Raw genomic sequence first — 13,550 nt, forward strand, 5'->3', positions numbered from 1 at the left:
ATGACAACTCGGTCGGCCCCCTCTCCCTTTGGGAGAGGGCTGGGGTGAGGGTCGGAGTTTCCTACACACTAAACTCCTCCCGCAACATCGCCACAAACGCCTCCCGCGCCGGATGCACCCCGGCGTTTTCATGCCAGTAAAACAGGTTGTCGACGGCCGTCAGCTCAGCAAACTCATACCCCACACACCCGGCCCCTTTCGCGTACTGCTCAAACACGCCCTTGGGCACCAGCGCCACGCCCGCCCCGGCACTCACACAACCGACAATCGCGCCATAACTGGCGAGACTGACGATCGGCAGCGACAACCCCTGACGCAACAACCAATGCTCCAGCGCCGCTCGATACGGACAACCCTGCGGCCACATGAACACGGTTTTGTCCTGCAGGTCTTCGATGCCGCGCACTGGCCCGAACGACGTCGACGCGATCAACAGCAATTCTTCGCGATACATCGGCGTGCGCCTGAGCTGCGAACGTTCGACATCCACCGCGACAATCGCCCCGTCGAGACGATGGCTGACGGTGTCATCGAGCAACTGCCCCCACGTGCCGGTGGTGAGTTCCAGCGCCACCTGCGGATAGCGCTGGTGAAACTTCGCCAACAAGCGCGGCAAGCGCCCGGTCGCCGAGGACTCGATCGCACCGATGCGCAACGGCCCGGACGGCTCGGCCGAGGGGTCCACTGCACGTTTCGCTTCAACGGTCAGCGCCAGAATCTTTTCCGCATAGGCGAGAAACGTCTGCCCCGCCGGGCTGATGCGCAACCCGCGCCCCTCACGCAGAAACAACGCAACGCCCAACTCGGCCTCGAGTGCCTTGATCCGCGCGGTGATGTTCGAGGGCACGCAAAACAGCTTTTCCGCCGCTCGCGCGATGCTGCCGACCTCGGCCACGGTCTTGAACATACGGATTTGCGCCAGCTCCATATTCATCACTCTGAGTGAACATTTGACGCAGTATAAGTCAGTTGTGGCGAATGATTGGCGGCCCGGATACTCGGCGCATCGACACCACCGAGCGCCCGATCATGCCGCACCCTTCCCCGTGGAAAATCCTCTTGGCGATGGCCTTTGTCGTTGGCTGCTGGGCGTATTCGCCGACCGGCATTCACATCGGTCTGCAAGCCTACGACCCCGGGCATCTGGCATTGCTGCGCTTTCTGTTGGCGTCGTTGTTCATGGCGTTGATCGCCGTTTTCAAAGGCATGCGCCTGCCGCACTGGCGCGATGTGCCGCTGTTGTTCGCCCTGGGGTTTTTCGCCGTCAGCCTGCATCACGTCGCACTGAACATCGGCCAGCAAAGTGTCAGTGCCGGCGCTTCCAGCGTGTTGGCGCAATCGAGCCCGTTGTTCAGCACGTTGCTGGCGCGATTCGTGTTCAAAGATCAGGTCAGCGCCTGGCGCTGGGGTTGTGTGTTGCTCGGCTTTGTCGGTGTGGTGATTGTGGTCAGCGGCGATAAGGGTCTGGGCGATATCGATGCGCATGCCCTGCTGATCCTGCTGGCGGCCGTTTCATGGAGCGTTTACTTCGCCCTGCAAAAGCATCATGCGCGGCGTTACGACGGCTTCAGTCTGGCGTGTTACGCGGTGTGGTCGGGGACGTTGATGCTGCTGATTTATCTGCCCGGGTTGGGTCAAGCCTTGCTGAATGCGCCGCTGCGGGTGCAGTGGGCGGTGTTGGCATTGGGCGTGTTTCCCAGTGCGCTGGCCTATCTGGCGTGGGGGTTTGTGCTCCAGCATGTGGATTTGAGCCGGGCGACGATGACGTTGTATCTGATTCCGCCAACAGCGATGGGGATTGCGTCGGTCGGGTTGGCGGAGCGGCCGACGTTGCTGATGCTGGTGGGGTCGGTGGTGGTGTTGATCAGTGTGTTGGCGTTGAATCTGGAGCGACGGGTTGGGGGTGTTCGGGCAGCGATCTGATCAATGATTGTTGTTGAGGCAAATGCCGACATCGCTGGCAAGCCAGCTCCCACAGGGTTCTATGGTGAACATAGTTTTCAGGTACATCCGCATAACCTGTGGGAGCTGGCTTGCCAGCGATGAGGCCAGCCCAGACAACACATTAATCAAGGCAATCGCCGATCAGCGCCGATCATCCGACAACGGCGTCGGCTCATCCGCCGGCGGTACATCGTCATCCGCCGCCGGATCCTTCCAGTCTTCGGGCCGATCAGCATCGCTCAACGGATCACGCCCTGGGGGCATGCCCATCGGTGAATCGTGATCGGCCAGGGTCGGTTCATCGGTACCCGGCATCGGCCGGGTTGGATCGGTTGGCAGCACACCACCCTGAAACAGCAAATCATTAGCCATGACACACCTCACCAAGGAGGTCCGGAATACCCGGGCCGTACAACTTGGAATCAGGCCTGTGGACGGCGTGCTATCGAACAGACCGACGGCGTTCAACCTTGCGCGGAAAAACGGTCGCGGCTGTTGGTCAGGTGCAACCACATGGCTGCCCGCGCGGCATCCGCATCCTGACGTTTGATCGCATTCAGAATCGCCTCATGCTCCAGATGGGCCAGTTGCCCGAGTTTGCTCAAATCCGCCGCGCCACGTTCAGCAGCATTGAGCCGGTTACGCGGAATCATCGCACTGCCCAGGTGTTGCATGATCTCGCTGAAGCAGACGTTGCCGGTGGCCTCCGCGATCAGCAGATGAAAGCGCCGATCGGCCTCGACGCAGCTGTCGTTGTTGTCGAGCAGCCGTTGATAGTCATCCAGCGCCTGACGCATTTGCAGCAATTGCTGCTCGGTACGGCGTTGCGCCGCGAGCGCCGCCGCTTGTGTTTCCAGGCCCAGACGCAATTCAAGAATGCTGCGCACGCCGAGCGCCGTGTCGACGTTAAGGCGCAAGCCCTGCTCCGCCGCGCGCTCGATGACAAACGTGCCGATGCCGTGGCGCGTCTCGACCAGTCCCGAAGCCTGCAATTTGGAAATCGCCTCGCGCACCACCGTGCGGCTGACGCCATGTTCCTGAACGATGGCGTTCTCCGAGGGCAGCTTGTCGCCGGGTGACAACTGGCCGAGCAGGATGCTCTGGGTGAGTTTCTCCACCAGATCATGGGCGAGGTTGTGCGCACGTTTGCGAGCGGGAGCGTCGAGGTCTTCTTGCATGGTTGGTTCCGGTGATCGGGGCTTGCCGATCGTAGCATCGCGCGCGGGGCTTACAAGATTGATTTTAGCGGACCAACTTGTATGACAACACTCAAATTAATCGAAATAATTTGATACTTCCCAGACGAACAGAGCCGCACAACCGTAGGAAGCCTTCACTTCTCAAAAGCCATAACACCCAGCAATCATTGAGTATCCGTGTAAAAAAGCATAAAAAACCGGCTTTCCAGAGAAAATTAATCGGCCTTCCCCACTTGTAGGACAAAAATTCTCAGTTGTATGATGTCTAGCAACAACGCAGTACCTGCTCTACCCCGCATAAAAATAATCAGTGGGAGAAAACCAAGTGAAAACCTCCGTCTCCGGGATGAACGAGGGCGTCGATTCGACACTCGCGTCGGCCATCTCGAAAGTGAAACGCCACGTCCTGCCGCTCTTCGTGATCATGTTCATCGTCAATTACATTGACCGGGTGAACATCGGTTTCGTCCGCACCCACATGGAACACGACCTCGGTATTGGTGCCGCCGCTTACGGCTTCGGCGCCGGGTTGTTCTTCATCGGTTACGCGCTGTTTGAAGTCCCCTCCAACATGCTTTTGCAGAAAGTCGGCGCACGCATCTGGCTGACCCGCATCATGTTCACCTGGGGCCTGGTCGCCGCCGGCATGGCGTTTATCCAGAACGAAACCCACTTCTACGTATTGCGCTTTTTGCTCGGCGTGGCCGAGGCCGGGTTCTTTCCCGGGGTGATCTACTACTTTACCCGCTGGCTGCCCGGCGCCGAGCGCGGCAAGGCAATTGCGATCTTCCTCAGCGGCTCGGCCGTGGCCTCGCTGATCTCCGGCCCGTTGTCCGGCCTGCTCCTGCAGATCAACGGGCTGGGCATGCACGGCTGGCAATGGATGTACTTCATTGAAGGGATGTTCTCGGTGTGCCTGTGCGTCTTCGTCTGGTTCTGGCTCGACGCCAAACCTCACGATGCGAAATGGCTGAGCCGCGCCGAACAGGACGCATTGGTCAACGCCATCGACGCTGAACAAAAAGCCCGCGAAGCCGCGACGCCGATCCGGCCATCGATGGGCAAACTGCTCAAGGATCGCCAGATCATCCTGTTCTGCCTGATCTACTTCTTCATTCAGTTGACCATCTACGCGGCAACCTTCTGGCTGCCGAGCATCATCAAGAAAATGGGCGAGATGAGCGACTTCCAGGTCGGCCTGTTCAACTCGATTCCGTGGTTGTTGTCGATCATCGGCATGTACGCCTTCGCTTCGTTCTCGGCCAAGTGGAAACACCAGCAGGCGTGGGTCGCCACCGCCCTGTTGATCGCCGCAGCGGGGATGTTCATGTCCACCACCGGCGGGCCGATCTTCGCCTTCGTTGCGATCTGCTTTGCCGCACTGGGCTTCAAATCCGCGTCGTCGCTGTTCTGGCCGATTCCGCAGGCCTATCTGGATGCACGCATCGCCGCAGCGGTGATCGCGTTGATCAACTCGGTGGGCAACCTTGGCGGCTTCGTCGCGCCGACCACGTTCGGCCTGCTCGAAGAACACACCGGCTCGATTCAGGGCGGCCTCTATGGCCTGGCCGCGACCTCGATCATTGCCGCGATCATTGTCTTCTTCGCCCGCATCACACCGAAACCTGCTGCCGACATCGCCGTGGTCGAGACCGCGCCGAAACACGCCTGACGCCCATTTTTAAGATTGCGTATTAAGGATAAGAACATGACCGCACACGACACCGCCAAAGCCCCGATCATCACCGACATGCAAGTCATCCCGGTGGCCGGCCACGACGGCATGCTGCTCAATCTGAGTGGCGCCCACGGGCCGTTTTTCACCCGCAACATCGTCATCCTCAAGGACAACGCCGGCCACACCGGCGTCGGTGAAGTGCCCGGTGGCGAGCGTATTCGCCAGACCCTGGAGGACGCGCGCAGCCTGGTGGTCGGCAGCCCGATCGGCACCTGGCAGAAGATCCTCAATCAAGTGCGCCAGACCTTCGCCGACCGCGATGCCGGCGGTCGTGGTCTGCAGACTTTTGACCTGCGCATCACCATCCACGCGGTCACCGGTCTCGAAGCCGCGCTGCTCGATTTGCTCGGTCAGCATCTCGACGTACCGGTGGCGGCATTGCTCGGCGAAGGTCAGCAACGCGATGAAGTGAAGATGCTCGGTTATCTGTTCTACGTTGGTGATCAGCGCGAAACCGATCTCGCCTATCGCAGCGAACCGGACGCCGACAATGACTGGTTCCGCGTACGTCACGAGAAGGCCATGACTGCCGAGGCCGTGGTGCGCCTCGCCGAAGCGGCCCATGCCAAGTACGGTTTCAAGGACTTCAAACTCAAGGGCGGCGTGCTCAGCGGTGATGCCGAAATCGAAGCGGTGACAGCGCTGGCCGAACGCTTTCCCGAGGCGCGCATCACCCTTGATCCGAACGGTGCGTGGTCACTCAAAGAAGCTATTCGTTTGTGCCGCGATCAGCATCAAGTGCTCGCCTACGCCGAAGACCCGTGCGGTGCGGAAAACGGTTATTCGGGCCGTGAAGTGATGGCCGAATTTCGCCGCGCTACAGGGCTGAAAACCGCCACTAACATGATCGCCACTGACTGGCGTGAAATGGGTCATGCGATCCAGTTGCAGTCGGTGGACATTCCACTGGCCGACCCGCACTTCTGGACCATGCAGGGTTCGGTGCGCGTGGCGCAGATGTGCCATGAATGGGGCCTGACCTGGGGTTCGCATTCCAACAACCACTTCGACATTTCGCTGGCGATGTTCACCCATGTCGCTGCGGCCGCACCGGGCGAGATCACCGCCATCGACACCCACTGGATCTGGCAGGACGGCCAGCGTTTGACCAAGGCGCCGCTGCAAATTGTCGACGGTCTGGTGCAAGTGCCGAAGAAACCGGGGCTGGGTGTCGAACTGGACATGGACCAAGTGGCCAAGGCTCATGAGCTATATAAAGGCATGGGCCTCGGCGCGCGGGATGACAGCGTGGCGATGCAGTTTTTGATTCCGGGGTGGAAGTTCGATAACAAGCGGCCGTGTCTGGTGCGCTGATCATCAACCCAAACCGATATCCCCACAGGCTCACTTCTACTGGGAATAGGGGTTGAATCCGAGTAGCTGGTTCAACAAATGAACCTGTGGGAGCTGGCTTGCCAGCGATAGCGGTGGGTCAGCCAACATCGATGTTGGCCGTGCCGGCCCTATCGCTGGCAAGCCAGCTCCCACAGGGGATGATGTGAGTCATGTAGAGATTTGCAGCAGCCAGGTTTTGAACGCACTCATCGCCGCCGTTTCCGGCCGCGACTGCAGCCGCGTCAACCAGTAACTCCCCGTCGTAATCTCAATCGCAAACGGCTGACAAATCGCCTCCGCCGCCAGTTGCCGGGCGAACATCAGCGGTGGCGCCAGCGCCACCCCGCTACCCTGCAAAGCCGCTTCCATCATCGCCAGCGATGAATCAAACACGATGCTCTGCGGCGGTGCTGCCTGCGTCGCCAACCCGGCAGCCTGAAACCATTCCGGCCATTCATCGGTGCGATAGGAACGCAGCAGTGTTTGCTGCAACAAATCCCCCGGCGAATGCAATTGCCGGGCGATCTCCGGCACGCACAACACCGACAGCGGCGCCTCAAGCAAACGCGTCGCCTCGATGCCATGCCACGCCCCGGCGCCGAAGCGGATCGCGTAATCCAGCCCTTCCGCCGCGACATCGACGCGGTTGTTGTTGGTCGACAGCCGCAAATCTATGAGCGGATGTTTCGCCCGGAAGTCCGCCAGCCTCGGCAACAGCCAACCGACAGCGAAGGTGCCGACCGCGCCGACGGTCAGCACTTCGCGATATTGTCCACCGGCCAGGCGTTCGAGAATCTGCGCGATGTGATCGAACGAAGTGCTCAGCACCGGCAACAAAGTTTCGCCTTCGCTGGTCAGCATCAGCCCACGGGGCAGGCGTTTGAACAAGGTAACGTTGAGTTGTGCCTCAAGGCTTTTGACCTGATGGCTGACGGCAGCCTGGGTGACGCACAGCTCCACGGCCGCGCGAGTGAAGCTCAAATGACGCGCGGAGGCTTCAAAGGCGCGCAGTGCATTCAGCGGCAATTGCGGTCGAATCATGCCCAGTCCCAAATTTTTCTAATGGCTCGTGCGAGTTTTCATCGTTTGTCGATTGGCGTCGCGCTAACTAAATTGGCGGCGCTGATCGGTCGCCCAACGAAGAAATCGCCCGCAGTGTAGCGGGATAACGTCATCAACACTCATGGAGAGTGGTTCACCCATGTCATCCATTCAATCGAGAAAAGTCATTTCCTGCGCCGCTTTCGGCCTGTTATTCGGCGCCACATCCTGCCTCGCCGCCGCGCCCGATGCTGTGCAGTTGCAAGCATTGGTCAACGACGCGGTAACGCCCGTGATGCAGCAGCAGAACATTCCCGGCCTGAGCGTGGCGCTGACTATCAACGGCAAAGCGCATTACTTTAACTACGGCGTCGCCAGCAAAGATACCGGGCAAAAAGCCAGCGAAAACACCCTGTTTGAAATCGGCTCGGTGAGCAAAACCTTCACCGCGACGCTCGCCGGTTACGCCCAAGCGACTGGCAAACTCGACCTGTCGACCAAGGCCAGTCAGCTCTGGCCCGAATTGAAAGGCAGCGCCTTCGACACTATCAGCGTGCTGCAACTGGGCACCTACAGCGCCGGTGGTTTGCCGCTGCAATTCCCGGACAACGCGGATTCGTCTGACAAGATGCTCGGCTATTTCCAGCAGTGGAAACCGGTTTATCCGGCAGGCAGCCATCGCCAGTACTCCAACCCGAGTTTGGGTTTGTTCGGTTATCTGGCCGCGAAAAGCCTGGGCCAGCCTTTCGATCAGGCAATGACGCAAACCCTGCTGCCGAAACTCGGTTTGCAGCACACCTACCTCAGCGTGCCGGCCGCGCAAATGGACCTGTATGCGCAGGGTTACGACAAGAACGGCAAACCGGTGCGCGTCACGCCCGGTGCGCTTGACTCACAGGCCTATGGCGTGAAAACCAGCGCGGTGGACATGCTGCGTTACGTACAGGCCAATCTGAAACCTGAAACGCTGGAAGCCTCCCTGCAAAAAACCATCGCCAACACCCACACCGGTTACTACACCGTCGGCGACATGACCCAAGGCCTGGGTTGGGAAATGTATCGCTACCCGCTCAGCCTCGAGCGTTTGCTGGCCGGCAACTCGACGGAAATGGCCATGGAACCGCACAAGGTGCAGTGGCTGAATCCGCCGCGACCGCAACCGGATGACGTGCTGATCAACAAGACCGGCTCGACAGGTGGCTTCGGGACTTACGTGGCGTTTGTGCCGAGCAAAGACGTTGGCATCGTGATCATGGCCAACAAGAACTTTCCGATTCCTGAACGGGTGAAGATCGCCCACAAAATCCTCAGCGCTGTCACTGACTGAAAATCAAAAGATCGCAGCCTGCGGCAGCTCCTACAGGATCGGGTTTTCACTCGGTCAATGTAGGAGCTGCCGCAGGCTGCGATCTTTTGTCTTTAAAGCTGCGCCTGCAACTTCCAGCCGATGACATCCATCAAGTCGCAACTGTCCCGCAACGGAATCGCCATCACCCGGGCGAAATCCTGCAGCAGCAAAGCGTCTTGGCCCTTGCCATCCCCCAGCGCCAGTGTCTCCATAAGTTGCGTGACACAACGCAAACGGTAAGCCGCCGTGCCATGCAGCACATCCACCGGTGCTTCGCGGTCGATCAGCAGAGCGGGAATCTTGCAGTCAATCCCGGTCAGCGAAATGTATCGCGTCATGTTTTAACCTCCCTGTTCAATGCTGCGTCGCCGCTGGTGGATCGAGATTGTCCAGCGCACGGTTGACCAGCAACTCGCCGAGTACGGCCAACTGCTGAATCGACAAGGCGAGACTGCGCGGTGAACCTTGCAGTTCTGCGGCGAGGTCAGTGGTCAGGACGTTCAGTGAGGCGAGGGTTTCGCAAGCGTGGCAGAGCAGCGTGGGCGTATCGATATCGGGGAGGATGGTGAAGAGATGGCTGATGGGATCGGGGTGATGCGGGTTGCGCAAGCGGGGGTTGTTGGCGTCGAAGGATCCTGAATCCATGGGGGATTCGGGGGGACTTGGAGTATGTTTTTTCATTAGTAAATCCTCGGGACATTCAAAGAAAAAACTGCCGAACTCACTTCCACGAGAGGGTGGCAGCTTTGCGCAGGGGTGGAAGTCCGGGGAAACCCGAGGAACCCGGTGCACTCGAGAGTGCTCCTGCGCATCGCTGCCATAAACAAACAATGTTGGCATAAAAACCACCAACATGTGTTTACAGGCGCAATGCGCTCTCGGGAATCACCGGACTTCCACACCCGACCACTGTGTTTTGCAGCGGCCAAAGAAGACTATCCCTCCTCACCCAAGCCCACCAGTTCACCACCGCCGCCGCGACTTGCAGGAAAAATCCGACGAGGTTGAAGGGCTTTGCGTCGCAGCATGCAGAAACAGAAAAGGGGCGAGAAGATTGAATCCTCTCGCCCCTTTGACATGAAACCGTCTCTACAACAACCGATCAATCATCCGGCATTTCCGGCGGCTTGGCTGGTTTCGCAGGCTTGGTCGGTTTGGCGTTCTTCGCGCCTTTTGCAGGTTCCGGCGTAGCAGCAACCGGCGCTTGAGCCGCAGCGGCCGCCTCCTTCTCAGCCATTGGCATGGCATCGATGGTGTCGAAGATCTTCTTCAAATCCACCGCTTTCGCCTCATCCCCAGAAGCCGAGAGTTTGGTCTCGCCGTCCTTGCCCACCAGAAACACTTTCGGATACGCCCCGGCACCTAGCTTCAGCGAGCGCAGCAGCGCCATGGTGTCTTGCTGGCCCATGTCCTTGCCGTCGAGTTGACCGGACATGTTGAGGATGGTGTAGACCTTGATGTTGCGGTCGGTGACGCCCTTTTTGTTGGCGGGATCCTCCAGCGACTTTTTCAGGGCTACCCACACGGGGTCGACGGTGCTTTGTGCGATCACGATCAGCGGTCGGGCGCGGCCCATGTCCCCGGCGATGGGTGAATCGTTGTCAGCGGCGAACAAGGGGCCGGCAATCGCCAGCAAGAGTGTCAGGGTCAATGACCTGATGAGCATGCGCATCTCCTTTTGATATCCACGCTCTAATGATTGCGCATCGTGGCGATTGTTCCGGGACAACCCGGCAAATATCTTCCGCCTAGTCAGAAGCTTAGGACAGGCGCGACATTGCGCAACATATCCGAGGTGATCGCAACGCGGATTTGATTACCTTTTATGACCGCATTAGGGTGGCAGTTCTGCCCATGAAATGGAGTTCACCCGCATGCACATCGATTACCTGTGCGATCACCCCGAATTGATCGAAGAACTGGCCACGCTCAACTTCGAGGAGTGGGGCGAGTTTCGTCCCGGACAAACCGTCGAGGACCGTATCGAACACATGCGCGAGTCCTGCGGCAAACGTGCCGTGCCGAGTGTCGTGGTAGCGCTAGAGGGTTCGCGACTGCTGGGCGGTGCGCTGCTGATCGAAAGTGATCTGAAGCTGCGCCCGAACCTGACGCCGTGGCTGGCAGGCGTTTATGTGAAGGCTGAGGAGCGCGGTCGCGGGATTGCTTCGCAACTGGTCAATCGAGTGGTTGCAGAAGCGGCGGCGCTGGGCGTGCCCGAGTTGTATCTGTACACCGACACGTCGCAGTCGCTGTATGCGCGACTGGGTTGGGAAGTGGTTGAAGAGCTGGTCTACGACGATTTGCCGGTGACGGTGATGAAATACGTCATTGAGCGTTAACCCGTGCTGAGGCGGCGCGCCGCAAGCTGTGCCGCCTCACTCCAGCGCTGAATCGAGCACGGAGAGCAATTCTGAAGGATCGACAGGTTGTCCACCGAGCTTGAGCTCACCGCTGTCGAGTTCAACACTCAACCTCACCGACGACCGATCGCCCGGGTATTTGCGCAACATCAGTTCGATGCCATTGGCCGTCTCGTTGGCAGTACCGAGCAAATCCCACAGGCTCTCGCTCAGATCCAGCAGCACTTGCTGGCGCTGCAGATCGACCACCCGCGGCGCGTACAGCCAATGGCTCATGCGCATCTCACGCGGCTCGACGGTGATCGCGAGACGGCCCTCGCAGTGGACAGTGGTTTCACTCATGGCCGGATCAGAACGCCAGTTTGTAACCGATCAGCACCAGCATCGTCGCCAGGCACGGGCGCAGCACTTCATCGGAAATGCGTCCGGTCAGGTGGCTGCCGAGCCAGATGCCTGGCAGCGAGCCGACCAGCAAGAAGCCCAGCACACCCCAATCCATATTGCCCATGCTCGCGTGGCCAAGGCCTGCAACGAGGGTCAGCGGCACGGCGTGAGCGATTTCAGTGCCGACCAGACGGCGGGTCGGCAGCAGCGGATAGAGGATAAACAGCGCAACGGTGCCGAGGGCGCCCGCACCGATCGAGGTCAGGGCAACCATGGTGCCGAGGATCAGACCAGTGATCACGGTCATCACGTTCAACCGCGAACCGCTCGGGTTGTAGTTGCCACCGGCGCGTTTGTGGGCGAATTCGAGCAAGCGCTTCTTGAAGAAGATCGCCAGCGCCGTGGCGAACAGGACGAAGCCCAGCGCCTGTTTGATGATGGCGTTCATCGCGTCCGGCGCGGTGTGCAGGGTGCTGAGGAACCACAAGGTCATCGCTACCGCCGGCACGCTGCCGAGGGTCAGCCAACCGGTGATGGCCCAGTCGATGTTCTTGTTCTTGCGGTGAACGAGGACGCCACTGGATTTGGTAATAGCGGCGTACAGCAGGTCAGTGCCCACCGCCGTTGCCGGGTTGATGCCGAACCACAGCAGGATCGGCGTCATCAACGAACCACCGCCGACACCGGTCATGCCGACGATAAACCCCACTACCAGCCCGGCAATCACCAGGCCGAAATTTGCCAATTCCATTAAACCGTCCAGAAAAACGACAGGAAAAATCTGGCCCGCAGCATAGCGATTTTTCTTATAACCACATATATCGATGCGGTCTATCGTTATGCCATATCGAATTCACCAGCGCTTTACTGTAGGAGTGAGCCTGCTCGCGATAGCGGTCTATCAGTGACGGATTCAGTGACTGACCCTCCGCTATCGCGAGCAGGCTCACTCCTACAGGGTCAGGTGGTGGATGCAGATTCAGTGCACCCTTCGGCCAGGTTTGAAGCTGTGGTTTTTGTTGATCCACACCGTGGCCAGCGCGATCAGCGACAGAATCAGCAACGCCCACGGAAACGACATCGCCCCCGCCCGATCCAGCAACAACCCGCCAAACAACCCGCCCCCGGCGATCGCCACGTTCCAAGAGGTGGTGAGCATTGCTTGCACCACGTCGACGTGATCACCAGCCGAGTCCGCCGCCGAGGTCAGCAGCAAAGTGGCCGAGCCGCCAAACGACAAGCCCCACACCGCCATGCAGGCATAAATGATCAGAGGCGACGGCGCTGCCAATGCCAGAACCAATGCCGTCAGCGCAAACACCGCGAGGCTGATCAGCGTCAGCCAGCGCAGCCAGCGATCAACCAGCATGCCAATAATCCAGATCCCCACCAGCGAACACAGGCCAAACACCAGCAGCACCAGATCGACCCGATCAGCCAGCCCGGCCTGCATCAGAAACGGCGCGATGTAGGTGTAGAGAATGTTGTGTCCGAGCATCCACGTCAGCACCACGAACAGCACCGGCCGCACGCCCGGCAGGCGCAGCGATTCGAGCAACGGCAGACGCTCCTCGCTGGTTTGCCCCGGACGATCCGGCACGGCGATAACAATCCACGCGGCCAAAAACAGCGCCAGCGCCGACATGATCCCGAACGACGCGCGCCAGCCGATCAGATTGCCCAGCCACGTCCCTGCCGGCGTGCCCAGTGACAACGCCACCGGCGTGCCGAGCATGGCAATCGCCAGCGCCCGCCCTTGTTGATGCACCGGCACGATGCCGCGCGCATAACCGGCCATGATCCCCCACGACAACCCCGCCGCCATCCCGGCGAGAAAACGCGAAGCCAGGGTCAAACCGTAATGGCTGGAAAACGTGGTGACCGTGTTGAATAGCAGAAACCCGCCGACCGTCATCAATAAAACACGGCGTCGAGGCCAGCCGCGCGTGGCGACGGTCAGCGGAATCGCCGCGACAATCGAACCCAGCGCGTACAGCGTCACCAGTTGCCCGGCGAGTACTTCACTGACGTTGAGCCCGGCACCGATCTGCGGCAGCAGCCCGGCGGGCAGGGTTTCGGTGAGGATGGCAATGAACCCGGTCATGGCGAACGCCAGTAACGCGGCGTAGGGCAGTTTGTCCGCACGGGCGGTGCGGTCGACGCGGCTGAAATCGGCGCTGGCGGGGTCGGTCATGACGGGT

The 13,550-nt window shown here is 59.7% G+C and carries 15 protein-coding genes; 5 read left to right on the forward strand and 10 right to left on the reverse strand.

Annotated elements, in window-relative coordinates:
* Window positions 1-61: 61 nt before the first annotated feature.
* Window positions 62-928 carry a LysR family transcriptional regulator gene (locus tag ACZZ0A_RS15275; protein WP_007917367.1) on the reverse strand — a complete coding sequence of 289 codons (867 nt, stop codon included), beginning with the start codon at window positions 926-928 and terminating at the stop codon, window positions 62-64.
* A 101-nt stretch (window positions 929-1,029) separates the two neighbouring features.
* Between ACZZ0A_RS15275 and ACZZ0A_RS15280 the strand changes: the two genes are divergently transcribed.
* The gene (locus tag ACZZ0A_RS15280; protein ID WP_414893864.1) at window positions 1,030-1,923 is read left to right on the forward strand and encodes a DMT family transporter; all 894 of its coding nucleotides are present in this window, start codon (window positions 1,030-1,032) and stop codon (window positions 1,921-1,923) included.
* Between the two features lie 162 nt (window positions 1,924-2,085).
* Here the strand turns inward: ACZZ0A_RS15280 and ACZZ0A_RS15285 are convergent, their stop codons facing one another.
* The gene (locus ACZZ0A_RS15285) at window positions 2,086-2,316 is read right to left on the reverse strand and encodes a hypothetical protein (protein ID WP_123376943.1); all 231 of its coding nucleotides are present in this window, start codon (window positions 2,314-2,316) and stop codon (window positions 2,086-2,088) included.
* A gap of 92 nt (window positions 2,317-2,408) precedes the next feature.
* Window positions 2,409-3,122 (reverse strand): FadR/GntR family transcriptional regulator, encoded by a 714-nt coding sequence (locus tag ACZZ0A_RS15290; RefSeq protein ID WP_007917373.1) that lies wholly within the window; start codon window positions 3,120-3,122, stop codon window positions 2,409-2,411.
* A gap of 346 nt (window positions 3,123-3,468) precedes the next feature.
* Between ACZZ0A_RS15290 and ACZZ0A_RS15295 the strand changes: the two genes are divergently transcribed.
* Together ACZZ0A_RS15295 and gudD are read left to right on the forward strand one after the other, a co-directional pair.
* Entirely contained in the window at window positions 3,469-4,815 is a 1,347-nt protein-coding gene (locus tag ACZZ0A_RS15295; RefSeq protein ID WP_123376945.1) for an MFS transporter, read from the forward strand.
* A gap of 36 nt (window positions 4,816-4,851) precedes the next feature.
* Entirely contained in the window at window positions 4,852-6,195 is a 1,344-nt protein-coding gene (gene gudD / locus ACZZ0A_RS15300) for a glucarate dehydratase (protein ID WP_463543402.1), read from the forward strand.
* A gap of 189 nt (window positions 6,196-6,384) precedes the next feature.
* Here the strand turns inward: gudD and ACZZ0A_RS15305 are convergent, their stop codons facing one another.
* Window positions 6,385-7,257 carry a LysR family transcriptional regulator gene (locus tag ACZZ0A_RS15305; RefSeq protein WP_414916211.1) on the reverse strand — a complete coding sequence of 291 codons (873 nt, stop codon included), beginning with the start codon at window positions 7,255-7,257 and terminating at the stop codon, window positions 6,385-6,387.
* A gap of 169 nt (window positions 7,258-7,426) precedes the next feature.
* Between ACZZ0A_RS15305 and ampC the strand changes: the two genes are divergently transcribed.
* On the forward strand, window positions 7,427-8,584 hold the full coding sequence (gene ampC, locus ACZZ0A_RS15310; RefSeq protein WP_463544099.1) for a class C beta-lactamase: 1,158 nt from the start codon (window positions 7,427-7,429) through the stop codon (window positions 8,582-8,584).
* A gap of 92 nt (window positions 8,585-8,676) precedes the next feature.
* Here ampC and ACZZ0A_RS15315 read toward each other — a convergent pair whose 3' ends face one another.
* From ACZZ0A_RS15315 to ACZZ0A_RS15325, 3 genes are all read right to left on the reverse strand, one after another.
* Window positions 8,677-8,943, reverse strand: coding sequence for a hypothetical protein (locus ACZZ0A_RS15315; protein WP_463543403.1), 267 nt, complete (start codon window positions 8,941-8,943; stop codon window positions 8,677-8,679).
* 16 nt (window positions 8,944-8,959) lie between these two features.
* Window positions 8,960-9,250: a DUF6124 family protein gene (locus ACZZ0A_RS15320; RefSeq protein ID WP_371929249.1), complete on the reverse strand. Its 291-nt coding sequence runs from the start codon at window positions 9,248-9,250 to the stop codon at window positions 8,960-8,962.
* Window positions 9,251-9,707: 457 nt separating this feature from the next.
* Window positions 9,708-10,271, reverse strand: a complete 564-nt coding sequence (locus ACZZ0A_RS15325; RefSeq protein WP_095114544.1) for a DUF4174 domain-containing protein — start codon at window positions 10,269-10,271, stop codon at window positions 9,708-9,710.
* 208 nt (window positions 10,272-10,479) lie between these two features.
* Between ACZZ0A_RS15325 and ACZZ0A_RS15330 the strand changes: the two genes are divergently transcribed.
* The gene (locus ACZZ0A_RS15330) at window positions 10,480-10,944 is read left to right on the forward strand and encodes a GNAT family N-acetyltransferase (RefSeq protein WP_007918671.1); all 465 of its coding nucleotides are present in this window, start codon (window positions 10,480-10,482) and stop codon (window positions 10,942-10,944) included.
* Window positions 10,945-10,980: 36 nt separating this feature from the next.
* On the opposite strand, the gene ACZZ0A_RS15335 is transcribed toward ACZZ0A_RS15330, so the two are convergent.
* The 3 genes from ACZZ0A_RS15335 to ACZZ0A_RS15345 form a co-directional block, all read right to left on the reverse strand.
* Window positions 10,981-11,307: a hypothetical protein gene (locus tag ACZZ0A_RS15335; protein ID WP_463543404.1), complete on the reverse strand. Its 327-nt coding sequence runs from the start codon at window positions 11,305-11,307 to the stop codon at window positions 10,981-10,983.
* 7 nt (window positions 11,308-11,314) lie between these two features.
* Complete coding sequence (locus tag ACZZ0A_RS15340; RefSeq protein WP_007918673.1) at window positions 11,315-12,100, reverse strand: sulfite exporter TauE/SafE family protein; 786 nt, start codon at window positions 12,098-12,100, stop codon at window positions 11,315-11,317.
* A gap of 228 nt (window positions 12,101-12,328) precedes the next feature.
* Window positions 12,329-13,543 (reverse strand): MFS transporter, encoded by a 1,215-nt coding sequence (locus ACZZ0A_RS15345; RefSeq protein ID WP_463543405.1) that lies wholly within the window; start codon window positions 13,541-13,543, stop codon window positions 12,329-12,331.
* Window positions 13,544-13,550: the final 7 nt, after the last annotated feature.

The organism is Pseudomonas sp. AC242 (assembly GCF_979258655.1).